Annotated in this window: 9 protein-coding genes; 5 read left to right on the top strand and 4 right to left on the bottom strand. The window is 70.1% G+C overall.

Going from position 1 to position 13747, the window contains the following annotated elements; genetic code table 11:
• Positions 1-39 precede the first annotated feature (39 nt).
• Together BM133_RS22000 and BM133_RS21995 are read right to left on the bottom strand one after the other, a co-directional pair.
• Entirely contained in the window at positions 40-2736 is a 2697-nt protein-coding gene (locus BM133_RS22000; protein WP_093438408.1) for a hypothetical protein, read from the bottom strand.
• 364 nt (positions 2737-3100) lie between these two features.
• Positions 3101-3685 carry a TetR/AcrR family transcriptional regulator gene (locus BM133_RS21995; RefSeq protein WP_177224909.1) on the bottom strand — a complete coding sequence of 195 codons (585 nt, stop codon included), beginning with the start codon at positions 3683-3685 and terminating at the stop codon, positions 3101-3103.
• 103 nt (positions 3686-3788) lie between these two features.
• On the opposite strand from BM133_RS21995, the gene BM133_RS21990 reads away from it, so the two are divergent.
• Together BM133_RS21990 and BM133_RS21985 are read left to right on the top strand one after the other, a co-directional pair.
• On the top strand, positions 3789-4619 hold the full coding sequence (locus tag BM133_RS21990; RefSeq protein ID WP_093439342.1) for an SDR family NAD(P)-dependent oxidoreductase: 831 nt from the start codon (positions 3789-3791) through the stop codon (positions 4617-4619).
• A gap of 25 nt (positions 4620-4644) precedes the next feature.
• Positions 4645-5277, top strand: a complete 633-nt coding sequence (locus BM133_RS21985) for an NAD(P)H-binding protein (RefSeq protein WP_093438403.1) — start codon at positions 4645-4647, stop codon at positions 5275-5277.
• 135 nt (positions 5278-5412) lie between these two features.
• On the opposite strand, the gene BM133_RS21980 is transcribed toward BM133_RS21985, so the two are convergent.
• Positions 5413-7095, bottom strand: coding sequence for an InlB B-repeat-containing protein (locus BM133_RS21980; protein ID WP_143100179.1), 1683 nt, complete (start codon positions 7093-7095; stop codon positions 5413-5415).
• A 213-nt stretch (positions 7096-7308) separates the two neighbouring features.
• Between BM133_RS21980 and BM133_RS21975 the strand changes: the two genes are divergently transcribed.
• The 3 genes from BM133_RS21975 to BM133_RS21965 all read left to right on the top strand — a co-directional run bounded on the left by BM133_RS21975 (position 7309) and on the right by BM133_RS21965 (position 10288).
• On the top strand, positions 7309-7722 hold the full coding sequence (locus BM133_RS21975; RefSeq protein ID WP_093438397.1) for a hypothetical protein: 414 nt from the start codon (positions 7309-7311) through the stop codon (positions 7720-7722).
• Positions 7723-7829: 107 nt separating this feature from the next.
• Entirely contained in the window at positions 7830-8438 is a 609-nt protein-coding gene (locus BM133_RS21970) for a response regulator transcription factor (protein ID WP_093439339.1), read from the top strand.
• A complete protein-coding gene (locus tag BM133_RS21965) occupies positions 8435-10288 on the top strand; it encodes an ATP-binding response regulator (RefSeq protein WP_093438394.1) in 1854 nt (617 codons plus the stop codon). Before BM133_RS21970 ends, BM133_RS21965 begins: the two co-directional genes overlap by 4 nt.
• 31 nt (positions 10289-10319) lie before the next feature.
• Here BM133_RS21965 and BM133_RS21960 read toward each other — a convergent pair whose 3' ends face one another.
• Positions 10320-13409, bottom strand: a complete 3090-nt coding sequence (locus BM133_RS21960; protein WP_093438392.1) for an autotransporter outer membrane beta-barrel domain-containing protein — start codon at positions 13407-13409, stop codon at positions 10320-10322.
• Between the last annotated feature and the right edge of the window lie 338 nt (positions 13410-13747).

Below are 13747 nucleotides of genomic sequence, written 5' to 3'. Positions count from 1 at the left end.
TCACCCGATCGATCAGCTTGCGCGCGAATCGCCCGAGCGTCATCGGCCCCAGCCGGTGGCTGAGCCGCGCCTTCTGCGCTTCGGGCATCTGGGTGCCGAACCGCCGCAGGGTGTCCCTGATCGTCGTGTACTGCTGCTCGTGCTGGCCCAGCAAGCCATACGCATCCGCAAGCCATTCGCATCCGCAAGCCATTCGCTCGCGTTGATGACGCGCTCGCGCATCGGCGCATCGGTGCTCTCGCCGAAGCGGGCGATGAGCGTCCTGTAGACCTCGGCGCGCCCCGCCTGGTCACCCTGCTGGCCGAGCACGCTCGCCTGGTCGATCATCGCCTTGGCCACCCACAGCTGCAGCGTGGCGTCCTTCGCGTGGCCGTCGCGACCGAGGAGCCGCGCGTAGCTTTCCAGCGCGGCGTCGGTGTCGCCGGCCTGCTTGTGGGTCAGGCCCTGGCAATAGAACGCGCGCGCCACGCGGCGGCGAAGATCGATCACGTTGGAGCTGGCCCAGCGCGCGATGATGTCGCTGTACACCGCCTGCTCTTCGTCATGCCGCCCGAGCTTGTCGAGCGCCGCGCTCTTGTAGCCCAGGCACAGCGCCACGCGCTCCTGGATCGACATCGACAGCTCTCCGCCGTAGCGCGCGTCCATTTCATCCGCGCACGCGATCACGCGTTCGAGCTGGCCCAGCTGCTGCAGCATGTAGGTCTTGTTGATGAGCGCGCGCGAGCACTGGTTGCGCAGCTCGGGGTGGCTGGCTTCGACGTGCTCGGCCAGCACCTGGTCGGTCAGCGCGATGCCCTCGCGCTGCTTGCCGGCTTCGCCGAGTTCGTAGCCGCGCGTGATCGTGGCGCGTATCTCATCGAGCTTGTCGACGGGCAGGTCCGGAAAGTCGCCGCCGAAATCCGCGCCCGAAAGCCTGTCGAGCGTGACTAGGCAGGTCTGGCGGCTCGCAGCCGCCTTCGACAAGGTATCGCGCATCGCCTCCGAAGTGATGTTGCGAAAGCGCGCGACGATTTCGTCGTACACCACCAGCGCCTCGGCCGGGCGGTCCACCAGCTTGAGCAGCAGGTAGCCCTTGTTGAGCAGCGCGCTCGCCACGGTCCGGAGCACGCCCTCATCACTCTCCTCGGCCGTGAGCGCGAGCAGGCGGTCGTAGGCGGCGAGGGATGCATCGAAGGCCTTGGCCTCGCGCAGTTCGTGCGCGTGGGCGTACAGCGCGTCGATCACTTGCCTCCGCAAATCGGCGGCCGGATCGCGTCCGAAATCAGCGGCCAGCGCATCGAGCATCGGCGCCTGTGCGTCGGGCGGCTCGCCTCGCAAGGCCAGGATCTGCAGGCGCGCGTGCAGGGCCTCCTCGCGCAGCGCCTGGCTCGCGCCCGCATCGACGCCCGATGCGGCCGCCTGGTACAGCGCGATCGCCGCGTCGTTGCGGCCGGCGCCGCGCAGCACGCTGGCGGCGGCCATGGCGGCGCGCGTCGTGGTCAGGATCAGCGCGGCATCGGTCTCGCCGGTGTGCTTGCCGAAGCGCGCGTGCACCGCTTCGAACTGGGCGGCGGCGTCTTCCGAGCGGCCGATGTCGCGCAGCGCCTGGCCGCGCGCCACCCAGCGCCGCACCGGCACGAGCGCCGATTCGCCGAAGCGCGCGTCCAGCGCGTCGCAGGCGGGCAGCACGTCTTCGGGCTCCTCGGCGTCGTAGGCGGTGCGGCACATCACCTCGGCCATCAGCTCCTCGATGTCGGCACCGGTGTGATGGCTGAAACGCGCGACGAGCGCGGCGCGCACCGCAGGCACTTCGCCGTCCCGGTCGAGGCGATACAGCACATGCGTCTTCAGGGCCATCGCGCGGCAGGCCCGCAGCGCGACGCCGGGCAGCTCGTCGGCAAGGTGCGCGGCCAGCACGTCCTCGCACGCAGCCAGGGCCAGCGCGTGCTCGCCGGCGTCGTCGAGCATGTCGGCGCGCAGGAACCCGGCGCGCGCATGCACTTCGCGCAGCGCCTCGCGCGGGTCGCCGGCGTAGGCGGCGAGCACTTCGTCGAGCATGGGGATGGCCTCTTCCACACGCCGGCCGGCTTCGGCCAGGCCCATGGCCTGCGTGATGCGCGCATGGCCGACGCGTGCGGCCACGGAAGGTTCGGGCGCGTAGGCCAGGTCGCGCCAGACGGCATCGAAGGCCTCGCGCGATTCGGTCGGGTACGCAAGATCGGCAAGCAGCTCGCCGCGCCAGATGCGGGCGCGCGCGACGATCTCGCGCGTGGCCTCGGGCGCATCGCCGGCATAGCGGCGCGCGATGTCTTCGCAGCTGCGCACCATGTCCACCTTGGCGAACGCGCCGCCGAGGGAACCGGCCACCACGGCGCGCTGGAAGGCGGCGTGGGCCACCCAGGTGCGCACTTCGGGCGTGCTTGCGTCGCCGAAGCGGCGCTCGACTTCTTCATACGCCCCGATCTCGCGCCTGGCCTCGCCCATGGCGCGCCATGCACTGCCCTTGGCGTTGAACGCCTGCACGATCCAGAGCGCGCGGCCGGCGGGCGCCGCATCGGCATGCGCGATCAACGCATCGCAGAGCGCCACGCGCTCGCCGTGCCGGCCGAGCTGGGCGAGCGCCTCGCCCTTGCGCAGCCACGCTTCGTAGAGATGCTCTTCGAGCAGGGGGTCGTTGGCGGCCTGCAGGCGGTCGATGACCTGCTCGGCCTCGGCGATGCTGGCCAGTGCTGCGGCTTCGACTGCGTGGGCGATCAATCGGGTTGTCCCTTCCTTGCTTGCTGCTTGCCGCTGGCGCGGACCGTGCGCCTGCCTGTCGCGGGCCAGCGGACTTTAATGGAAGCTGGCTCGGGCGATGGGTAGGACCCGAGCGTCACTTCTGCCCGCAATGCGGAGACTGCCGTCGTCGAGCTTGGGGCCATCAAGGCATTGCAAGGCTGCCTTCATTTCTGGGCAGGCGCCGATGCTGGCCCTGGCATCTGAATTCGTGTGCATTGGCGTTCGGTTCGAGCGTCCCATCACGAATTACCAGTCACTCTGGGAAATCTAGCGCGCTGTCGGTCACGGAGCATGCCGGTCACACCGGTAGACCCGCCGCTCCGATGAACCCGGATGCATCGCTTCACGACCGATCGAGAAGGTCGAAGGCTTGGTCGATGTAGTGCGTCAACGGAAAGGCCGCCTCTTCCCGCCGCCAGTTCTCCTTGGCGATCCGGAGCGTACCCATGGCCACCATGGCACTCAGACGCAAGGCAGGCCGCCGGGCAGGATCCGGCCACAGTTCGTACATTGCCTCGGCCAGGACTTCCTCCATCTGGACGAGAAGCGCCTCTTTGCGCAGCCGAAGCGCCTCGATGGATCGCAGGATCCTGTCTGCCAGGATCGACTCCTTGGTCTCGTACATCGAGGCAAGGGCCAGCAAGGTCTTGCGGGCTGCGGCGATCGGGGACTGATCGGGCGACTGCATCAGGAAAGTCGGACGCAGAAACTGCGGGAACTTGCCGCTCTCGTGCGCCAGCAGCACCTCTTCCTTCGACTTCAGATAGTAGAAAAAAGTGCGCCGCGAGATTCCCGAGGCGGCCGCGATCGCATCGAGCGTCGTCGCCTCGTAGCCGTTTTCGATGAAGAGTTTCAGGCCTGCTTCGGCAATGCGGTCGAGCGTCAGTTGGCGCTTGCGATCCCGCAAGCCGCCGGGTGTGTTTTCCAAGATATCCATCCTCGTCAGTCTGCCGGTAGGCGAACTCCTTGACAAATTTGCACTGAGTGCGATAAATTGCACTCAGTGTAGTTTTTTAAGCAGGAGCTCAATGATGTCGTCATCGAAGGTTTGGTTCGTCACTGGAGCGTCGCGGGGATTGGGCCGGGTCTGGACGAAGGCTGCGCTGAACCGCGGCGACAGGGTCGCGGCCACGGCCAGAGATCCCGGCGCGCTCGATGAACTCGCCAAGGCTCATCCGGATGCGTTGCTGGTACTGCCGCTCGATGTCACGGATCGGGACGCCGTATTCGAAGCCGTCGGTCGCGCACATCGGCATTTCGGGCGCCTCGATGTCGTCCTGTGCAACGCCGGCTATGGGTACATGGGCGCGATCGAAGAGTTGGAGCACGAGCAGGTCAGGGCCAATTTCGACACCAATGTGTTCGGGACACTTTCGGTTGTCCAGGCGGCGCTGCCGATCCTGCGCGCGCAGGGCAACGGTCACATCCTGACGGTGTCGAGCATCGGAGGCATCATCGGCTTTCCGACCGGTGGGAGCTACACCGCCAGCAAGTTCGCCATCGAAGCCATGTCGGAAGCGCTCGCGGGCGAGGTGGCTGCATTCGGGATCAAGGTCACGATCATCGAGCCGGATCACTTCGCGACCGAATTCCGCCTGTCAGTGCAATCCCCGCCTGCCATCGGCGCCTATGACCCGATACGTCAGGCCATTCGTTCCTCGTTCAAAACCGGGGATTCCGGAGATCCGGCAGCAACCGCCGCAGCGATCTTCGAGGCCGTGGACGCCAGGGATCCGCCCCTTCGCCTGGTACTGGGGTCGCTGATGATCGCAAAGCTCCGGGCGGTGTATGCCGCGCGCCTGAGCAACTGGGAAAAATGGGAACCCGTCTCGAACGCGGCCCAGGGCCTGCGGCACAGTTGAACCTCCTTTGGACCAGGGCCTGGATATGAAACTGCTACTGCTGGGCGCGACGGGATTGGTGGGAAGCCGGGCCTTGAAGCTCGCGCTCTCCGACGACGCATTTTCCGAGGTGATCGCCCCCACGCGCACGCCGCTCGCGCGCAGCGACAAGCTGGTGAACCCCGTCGCGTCGCGCCTTGAAGAGCTCACACCGCTTCTGGCATCGAGCAAACCTCATGCGGTCATCTGCGCGTTGGGCACGACCCAGGCAAAGGCCGGCTCGAAGGAGGCGTTCCTCCATGTGGACCACGAACTGCCTGTTGCGTTCGGCAAGGCGGCTCACGCCGCAGGTGTGGAAACTTATGCCATCGTGACGGCCATGGGCGCATCGACAGGCTCCCCCTTCTTCTACACAAGGACCAAGGGAGAAGTGGAAAGGGACATCCGGGAAATCGGGTTCCGATCGCTGACGATCTGCAGGCCCAGCCTCATTGGCGGAGAGCGAAACGAAGCAAGGAGCGCAGAAGGAGCGGCGCTGATGCTGACCCGGCTCCTCGCCCCGATCCTTCCGAAAAAGCTTCGCGCCAATCCGGCCGATGCCATTGCCGCGGCTTTGCTCGGCGCAGTGATCGTTGCGAAACCGGGGTGCCGCTGGATCTATTCCGAAGAAATGACCTGAGCCAGCTGCACAGGCAGGGCCGCGGGAAAAGCCCCCGTGAGCCACGCCGCCGGATAGGCCAGCGCTGCGACTCGCGAAACCTCTCCGATCACAGCACATGCGCCTTCAGGTGCACTTGAATGGGAAGCGGTCGGTCTACCTGCCGGAAGCGTAGTGGCGGATCAGAATGCGCGTTCCCGCGCCGGGCTCGAACTGTTGCCAGGCCAGCACCGCGTTGCCCAGCTCGTTCATGCCGATGTCGGGCGTGTTGGCCGCTTCATCGGTGGTCTCCTGCAGAGCAGGCCCACTCCAGCCTTCGGCCGGCGTGTGGCGGGCGGCGTAGAGGTCGCTGGTGCCCGCGCCGTTGGCCTGGGTCCACGCGGTGAGCGCGTTGGTCGCATCGTCCACGCCCAGGGCGGGCAGGCTGGCCAGCGCCTGCGAAGCGGCGGGCCGCACCACGTGGTCGGCGCCGAATGCGGCGCCGGGCGCTGCCGTTGCGGCCATGAGCGCCTGGTCTTGCCGGCCCCAGCTCACGACCGCCGCGCCGGCCGCATTCATGCGCAGCACCGGCGTGCTCAAGAAGGCCTGCGTGGCCACGAACGGCGCACCCACGCGCGCGGTCCCGCCCTGCCAGACGCCCGCGGCATAGCGCTTGAACCACACCGCGCTCTCCCACTGGTTGGTGCCGCCGGGCAGATCGGTCTGGCCCCAGGCCAGCAGCGCATTGCCGCCCGCGTCGATCGCTAGGTCGTGCGCGCCGATCGATTGCGCGGTGCCCGCATCCGGCACCAGCTCGGCAGCCGCGGACCAGTTGCCGTCCGCATCCGCGCGGTTGGTCCAGAGCGATGCGCTGCTGCCGGTGGAGCGCTTCCACACCGCCACCGATTCGCCCGAGCCCGCCATCACCACGGCCGGATCGCCGTCCACCGCGCCCACGACCTCGTGGGTCTCGATCAGCCCGGCTGCGCCCCAGCCGCCGCCCGGGGTGTAGCGGTTGGCGTAGATGCTGAAGCGCGTGGCCGGGCCGATCTGCGACCACACGGCCATCGCGTTGCCGTTGGCATCGATGCCCGCACTCGCGAAGCCGACGGTGCCGCTGCCCGTCTCCAGCAGCGCGGGTGCGCCCCAGCCGGTCGCGGGGTCGACCTGCAGCGCCCACAGGTCGTAGCCCGCCACCGAGCTCAACTGCGTCCACACCACCACGGCGCGCCCGCTGGCCTTGTCGATGGCAACGCGGATGTCGCGCACGCCGCCGCTGTTGGCCTCCAGGCGCTGCGGCGCGCTCCAGCCGCCGCCCGGCCGGTAGAGGCTGCCCCACAGCCTGTCGGTGAGCTGGTCGGCCTCGAGCTGGCGCCACACGAGCAGCGCGCGCCCTTGCGCATCGACAGCCACCTTCGGCTGGCTCGCGCCGCCGGCGGACAGCGTGAGCGCATCGCCCCAGCCGACGACCGGCGGCGCGGCGACGAAGGTGGCCGTCACGGCCAGCGCGGAATCCATCCGCACGGTGCACACGCTGGCATTGCCGCTGCAGGCGCCTGCCCAGCTGCCGAGCACCTGCCCCGCTGCCGGTGCGGCAGTGAGCGTGACCTGCGTGCCTGCTGCGAAATCCGCGCCGCAGCTGTCGGCGCAGTCGATGCCCGCGGGCTGCGAGGCGACGCGGCCGCCACCGGTGATGCCCACGTCCAGCCGGTACGCCGCACCCGCGGGCGGAGGCAACCCGATGGGCGGGAACAGGCCGCCACCGGAACCACCGCCACCACCGCCACATGCCGTCAACGTCATCAGGGCCAGGGTCCACACGCAAGCCATCCATCGCCTGCAGGCGCTCTTCTTCGTCATGTCTGCCATTCCTCGTTCGCTGGCGCCGGGGCCCGGCGCCTTCTGTGCTCGTTCAAGAGGCACGGATCGTAGGAACGCGGGTCGCTCGGGGCCATAGCACCATCGGGCACCTGCCCGAAGGTGCTGTTTCGCCGCGCGCGGTGTCTGGCTAGGCTGGGAGCTCCCGTGCGGGTTCGCCCCACTTTCACGCTTTCACGAACTTCGCGGCGCTGCATGACACCTTCACCCTCCTCCTCTGCTTCCCTGTTCCTCTTCGCACTGCTCGCGGCCGCCTTGCTCGTGGGCGGATGCGCCTCGCATGCCGTGACCGACGACGCCATCGTCACCAACACCTCGCGCGCGCTGGGCCTGCCGCCCGGCGCGTTCACCATCTCGAACCGCGCGGACAGCGGGGTGCAGACGACCTTCATCGCCAGGACCGACGGCGGACGCACGTTCAACTGCTACGTGGAGGGCTCGGTGTCGGTGGTGGGCCGCGTGGTGAGCGATGCGATCTGCCAGGAGATGCGGCAGAGCGACGCACCCGCCTCCGCACGCCGCTCTGCCGCGAAGCCGCCGAGCGGCGCAGCACCGGCACCAGCACCGGCCTGCAACGCGCTGCTGCGCGCCGCCGGTCGTTGCAACTGAAGCCCTCGCGCCTGGACGCGCCGCCGCGTCGCCGGGCGGTGTGGACAATGGCGCCCTACGAGGAGATGGCGCGGCCCGCCGGGCCCGCGCCGAAGGATCACGGCACCATGAAACTCCTGCTTGTCGACGATCACCCGCTGTTCGGTGTCGGCTTTGCGCATGCGCTCGCGCACGCGCGGCCCGACTTCCAGGTGGAGACCGCCCTGTCGCTCGGGCAGGGCGTGGAGCGTGCCGCGCAATGCCCGCCGGACATCGTGCTCATCGACTACCGCCTGGGCGGCGAAGACGGCCTGGAGGGCCTGCGCCTCTTCGGTGTGCGGCACCCGCTGGTCTCGCGCCTGCTGATCTCGGGCGACGAGGAGCCGGCGCTGGCCGCGCGCGCACGCGCGGCGGGCGCGGCCGGCTTCATCGGCAAGTCGCAACCGGTGGCGCGCATCGCCGCCGCGCTGGACGAAGTAGCCGCCGGCGGCGAGGCCTTCGACGTGCTGCAGCCGCGCGCGGGCCTGGCGGCCTCGGGCCTCACGCCGCGGCAGCTCGAAGTGCTGCTGCTGGTCGCGCAAGGCCGCCAGAACAAGCAGATCGCCGGCGAACTGAACATCGCGGAGCGCACGGTCAAGCTGCACATCACGGCACTGCTCGATGCGATGGATGCGCGCAACCGCACCCACCTGCTGGTGCAGGCGCGACGCGCGGGGCTGATGCTGGACGTGCGATGAGGCCCTCGCCCTCCTCGTCTCCATCCGACGCGCCACGCGCCAGCGACACCGGCGGTTTCATCGCCTCGCGGCTCGCCTTCTCGGACCTGCAACTCCAGCAACTGGCGCAGATGATTCGCTCCACACCCTGGGCGTGGATCCTGGCAGCCGCCGCGGGGTTGCTGTGCTACTTGGAATACGAAGACGGCGCGGACGGCCAGCGCGTGAAAGCGTGGTTCATCGTCTACTGCGCCATCGTCGCCGTGCGCATGGGCATCTGGCTGGCGTGGGCGTTGCGGCCGGGGCTTCGCGCGAACCTGCCGGCGATGGTGCTGCCCATCATGGCCACCAACCAGCTCATGGCGTTCTCGCTGGGCGTGTTGTGCGTGCTGCTGCAGAACGACGGGCCCGCCCAGGCCGAAGCCATTCTTCACATCACCATGGTCACGGTCTCGCTGGGCGGGGCGATCCGGCTCTCCACGATGGGGCGGGCACCCATCGTCTACGTGGTGCTCATCCTCGGGCCGCTGGTGCTGCGCGACATCTGGTTCGGCGGCAGCTACCACGTGGCCATGGCGCTGATCGTGTCGCTCATCGGCATCTACACGCTGCTCAGCGCCAGGGAGCTGTCGTCCGCGCTGCACGAGATCCAGTCGCAGCGCCGGCGCAACGCTGAACTGGTGATCGCGTTGAGTGCCGAGAACGAGCGCAGCACTTCCGCCCGCCGGACCGCCGAAGAAGCCGTGGCCGCGCGCATGCGCTTCTTCGCCTCGGCCAACCACGACCTTCGCCAGCCGCTCAATGCGATGGCGCTGCTCGCGCAGACGGTGCACAACGTGAGCACCGAGCGCCATGTGAAAGAGATGTCCGAGCAACTGGTGGCCTGCGCCGACGGCATGACCGACGTGGTGGACGACCTGCTGGACATCACCCGCGCCGACGCCGGCTCGCTCAGCCCGCAGTGGTCGTCCTTCGCCATCGACGAGCTCCTGGCCGAATGCTGCCGCCCGCACCAGGCGGTGGCCGTCGCGAAGGGGCTGCGCCTGGAGATCGCCGCTGGCCACGTGGCCGTGAACAGCGACCGCGCGCTCCTGGCCCGGGTGGTCACCAACCTGCTGGCCAATGCCATCCGCTACACGCGGCAAGGGCAGGTGCGCATCGGCAGCCGCATCGCCGAGGGCCGGCTGCATTTGTCCGTGGAGGACACGGGCATCGGCATTGCCGCCGAGCACTTGCCGCAGGTGTTCGAGGAGTTCTTCCAGGTCGACAACCCTGCGCGCGACCGGCGCCTGGGCTACGGCCTGGGGCTGGCCACCGTCAAACGGCTGAGCGAACTGCTGGACCTGCGGGTGACGGCGCACTCCGTGCCGGGAGAGGGCAGCGTGTTCGAACTGCAGCTTGCGCTGGCGGACGACGCCGCAGGCGCACAGGCGCATGAGGCGGAACACCCCTCTCCATCCGCCTCGAACGCCGCATTGGCGTTGCGCATCCTGGTGGTGGACGACGACCACAGTTCGCTGCAGGCGCTCGGCGGACTGCTCGCTTCCTGGGGCATGGATGTGCGCTCGGCGAGCGATGTGCAGGGCGCGCTGGGCGTTCTTCAGGCAGGGCCGTCAGGGCCCGCGGCCTTCAGGCCGCAAGCGCTGGTGGTGGACCTGCGCCTCGGTCCGCAGGCCAGCGGCATCCACGCCATCGAGGCGCTGCGCTCGGCGCTCGGCGATGCCGAACTGCCTGCGTTGATCGTCACCGGCGACGTCGGCGGCGACGCGCTGGACGCAGCGCGCGCGGCGGGCCTGCCGGTCATCGTGAAGCCCGTGCGGCCTTCGCACCTTCGGGCGTTTCTGGGACACGTGCAGGCGCTGGGGCGATAGGCGCCGAGGCGCCTATCGAGGCGTCACGCCATCACCAGCGCACCTTGAACCCCACGCTCGCATTCACCCCGCTTTTGACGCGCGCATCGCCGCTCGAACTCCACAGCTTGCCCAGCTCCGCGTACACGCCCACGTTCTCGCTCACCTGCAGCGTGCCGCCCACCGCCAGCTCGGTGCTGGTGCCGCCGGTGCGCGTGGCAATGTCCGCGAAACCGGCCGGGCCGATGAAGCGGGCGACGTCGGTGCCGCGGCTGCCGCGGTACACGTTGGCGCGCACATAGGGCTGCAGCACGCCGGCGCCGGTGGCGATCTGGCCCTTCACGCGCACGCCGGCGCGCACGAGCGTGCCGTTCTGGCTGTCCTGCTGCACGATCGCGCCGGGGATGCCCACGTCGCCCAGCCGCACGCGCTGGTGCACCAGCTGCAACTGCGGCTCGATGGTCCAGTTCTGCGCGATGGCGAACGACTGCCCCACCTCGATGGACGCCAGCGTGCTGTTGCCCTTGCCGCCGCTCGCGATGCCCAGCGTGGGCGATGCGGTGTAGCGGTGGCGCCCGGCCTGCAGCACGCCGTCGACGTACAGGCCGCTGTCGTTCTTCCAGGTGGCATAGGCGCCCAGGTATTCGCTTTTCTGGTCGGTCTTGCCGACCGAGAGGTTCGCCAGGCCGCTGGCGAAGCCGTTCACGCGCATGTCGCCGTCGAGCTGGCCGACGTACACGCCCACGCGCCAGTTGGGGTCGGCCCACACGTCGGTGCCGGCCTGGAAGCCCGTGAGGCGCCCCTTGCTGGTCGGGCTCACCGTGCCGCCCTGCGAGATGGTGCGGTCGGTGCTGATGATGCGGCCCCAGGCCTGGCGGTAGCCCTGCGTGGGTGATGCCGTGTTGGGGCCGGCAACCAGATCGTCGCCCGTGCGCTGGTGCATGTTGCCGAGCATCGCGAGGCTGGCTTGGCGCAGTTGCTCGGGCAGTGCGGCGTAGAGCGGCACTTCGGCGCGGTAGGTGGGCACGAGCACACCGCCCGCGCCGCCTGTGCCGCCTGTGCCGCCTGCGCCCGTTCCGGTGCCGCCACCGCCGCCGGGCGGCGTGACGGGCGCGGCGGTCGAGCGCAGGTACCAGTTCTCGCCCGCGCCCGTGGCGTCGGCCGCATACAGCCGGTACTCGTAGGCGCCCGCATCGACGTGCGCGCCGGCCAGCGCGAACGCGCTCCTGGTGGTCTGCGCGGTGGTGGTCGCGCCGTTGATCGCGCTGATCACCTCGATGCCGTTGCCCGTGGTGAGCGCGCCCAGGCCGCCCAGGTTGGTGATCTGCACATTCGTCGTGCCGCTGGCGACGGCGGTGGGGCCGCTCAGGATGAGCCGGTCGCTCGCGCTCGCGCTGCCGCCCAGCGAGGTACCCAGCCGCAGCGTGCCGCCGTTGCCCACCCACGGGCCGTTGACGGTGAGCGTGGTGCCGGGCACCGTGCCCACCAGCGACACCGTGCCGCTGTTGGCCATCGACGCGATGGCCTGGCTGTTGCCCGCCAGGTCGAGCGTCGCGCCCGAGGCCACGGTGAAGGCGCTCGCGGCGCTGAGGCTGTTGGCCGCGCCCGCGCGCAGGGTACCCACTGCCACATTGGTACCGCCTGTGTGCGTGTCGGCGCCGCCGAGCGTGAGCACGCCCGCGCCGGCCTTCACGAGATCGCTGGCGCCGGAGATCGCGCCCGTCCACGCCAGGTCGTGCCCGTTGGTGTCGATGGTGCCCGTGCCGCCCAGCAGCAGGGCGTTGTTGACGGCCAGGCCGTCGGCGCCGGCGACGACGCTCGCGGTCGCGCCCGTGCCGATGGAAATCGCGCCCGTCATCGACGAGCCGGTGTTCAGCGTGAGGCTGTTCGCGCCGCCCGTGAAGTCGACCGCCGCGGCACGCGTCGCGCCGTCGCCGCCCAGCCCGCCCGAGAGGGTGCCGCCGTTGACGATGGCGAGGTTCGCGCCCGTCACGCCCGCGCCGCCCACGCCGTTGGCGCCGACCGGGCCGCCGTTGCTGTTGGCGCCGCCGACGCCGCCCGTCCCACCGGCGATCGAGCCCGTGTTGGTGATGCTCGCGCCCGTGCCGGTCGATGCGAGGCCCGCCCCGCCATCGCCGCCGCTGCCCGGCGAACCGGTGCCGCCCGCGCCGCCGCCGGCCGCGCCGCCAGCGCCCCCGGCGCCGCCCGCGATCGCGCTGCTGTTGCCGAAGGTGACGGCCACGCCCGCGAGCGTCGCGCCGATGCCGCCCGCGCCGCCGCCGCCGCCCGAGGCGTTCGCGCGCGAGCCCGGCAGTTCGGACCCGCCGGCGCCGCCCGCACCGCCCGCGATGGGGCCGGTGCTGTTCACGGTGAGCCCCGCGCTGGTCGAGTTCAGGTAGAACCCGCCGCCCCCGCTGCCGCCCCCGCCGCCCTGCGAAAAGCCGTTGCCGCCCTGCCCGCCCGCGCCGCCCGTGGAAGCGCCCGTGGCCGTGTAGTTGCCGAGCGGGCCGCTGAGGATCGAGCCATACCCGCCCGCGCCGCCGCCGCCGGCTGCCCAGTAACCGTCGCCGCCCGCGCCACCGGCGCCGCCCGTGTAGCTGTCGGCCGAGTTGGAAATGTTGTTCGCGACGGACGCGCCCTGGAAGCCCCCGCCCCCGCCGCCGCCGTAGCCGTCGCCCACGCCCGGCCCGCCGGTCTGCGCCTGGCCCGCGCCGCCGGCGTCGCCCTGGAACGCACCCGGCCCGGCCGGCGTGCTCGCCGCGCCCGCCGCGCCGCCGGTGCCCGGCGTGGCGCCGCCGAAGCCGCCGATGGTGGCGTTGGCTCCCGCCGTGACGCCGCCCGGCGTCGACGCCCCACCCGCGCCGCCGAACGCGTTGACCGAGGTGTCGTTGAACCCGCCGACGCCCCCCGTGCCGTCGCTGCCGCCGGCGCCCGCATTCAGCGTCGTATCGCCGACCGGCTGGCCACCCGCGCCGCCGGCCGCGAGCACCGGCACGACACAGGCCAGCAGCGCCGCCGCCGCTGCCACGGCGCGCACGCCGCCCGTGCTGGACGAGCGCGAATGGCCGCGCGAGATTTCCGGCGCCGCCACCCAGGTGGCCAGCGCGGGATTCCAAAGGGTCCGGAAGATCTTGTTGTTCATGGCTTCAACGTGTTTTGCGGTCATTGATCGGGCCGGGCGCCCGAATACAGCAGCAATTGCTTGCTCCTCCACCGCACGCCGTTGATTTCTCACTTGCAAGTCAAAAATGTAAGTACGCGTACCGGTTACGCATATACCCGGGCGGGAGTACCCCAAATGCGCCGGATTTTTGTGGCGTGGTACCGCTTTGCCTCTTGGGGGAGCGGGTTGGGGATGGGGTACCCAGCAGCGGCGTCGGGAAGTAACAAGTGCTTCTGCGGGCTTGCAGTCGCGCGGCCTTGGGAAGCTGGCCCTGTGACGCAGGCAGCAGTTCTTTCAGACCTGCTCGTTGGGCTCGA

Origin of the sequence: Variovorax sp. 770b2, assembly GCF_900115685.1 — a bacterium.
GTDB lineage: Bacteria > Pseudomonadota > Gammaproteobacteria > Burkholderiales > Burkholderiaceae_C > Variovorax.
This window is presented reverse-complemented; position numbering and strand designations above follow the sequence as displayed.

Bases quoted from the DNA above. Each gene is read 5' to 3' on its own strand.
- BM133_RS21980 (WP_143100179.1), bottom strand. From the start codon at position 7,095: ATGACGAAGAAGAGCGCCTGCAGGCGATGGATGGCTTGCGTGTGGACC.
- BM133_RS21990 (WP_093439342.1), top strand. From the start codon at position 3,789: ATGTCGTCATCGAAGGTTTGGTTCGTCACTGGAGCGTCGCGGGGATTG.
- BM133_RS21985 (WP_093438403.1), top strand. From the start codon at position 4,645: ATGAAACTGCTACTGCTGGGCGCGACGGGATTGGTGGGAAGCCGGGCC.
- BM133_RS21975 (WP_093438397.1), top strand. From the start codon at position 7,309: ATGACACCTTCACCCTCCTCCTCTGCTTCCCTGTTCCTCTTCGCACTG.
- BM133_RS21960 (WP_093438392.1), bottom strand. From the start codon at position 13,409: ATGAACAACAAGATCTTCCGGACCCTTTGGAATCCCGCGCTGGCCACC.
- BM133_RS21965 (WP_093438394.1), top strand. From the start codon at position 8,435: ATGAGGCCCTCGCCCTCCTCGTCTCCATCCGACGCGCCACGCGCCAGC.
- BM133_RS21970 (WP_093439339.1), top strand. From the start codon at position 7,830: ATGAAACTCCTGCTTGTCGACGATCACCCGCTGTTCGGTGTCGGCTTT.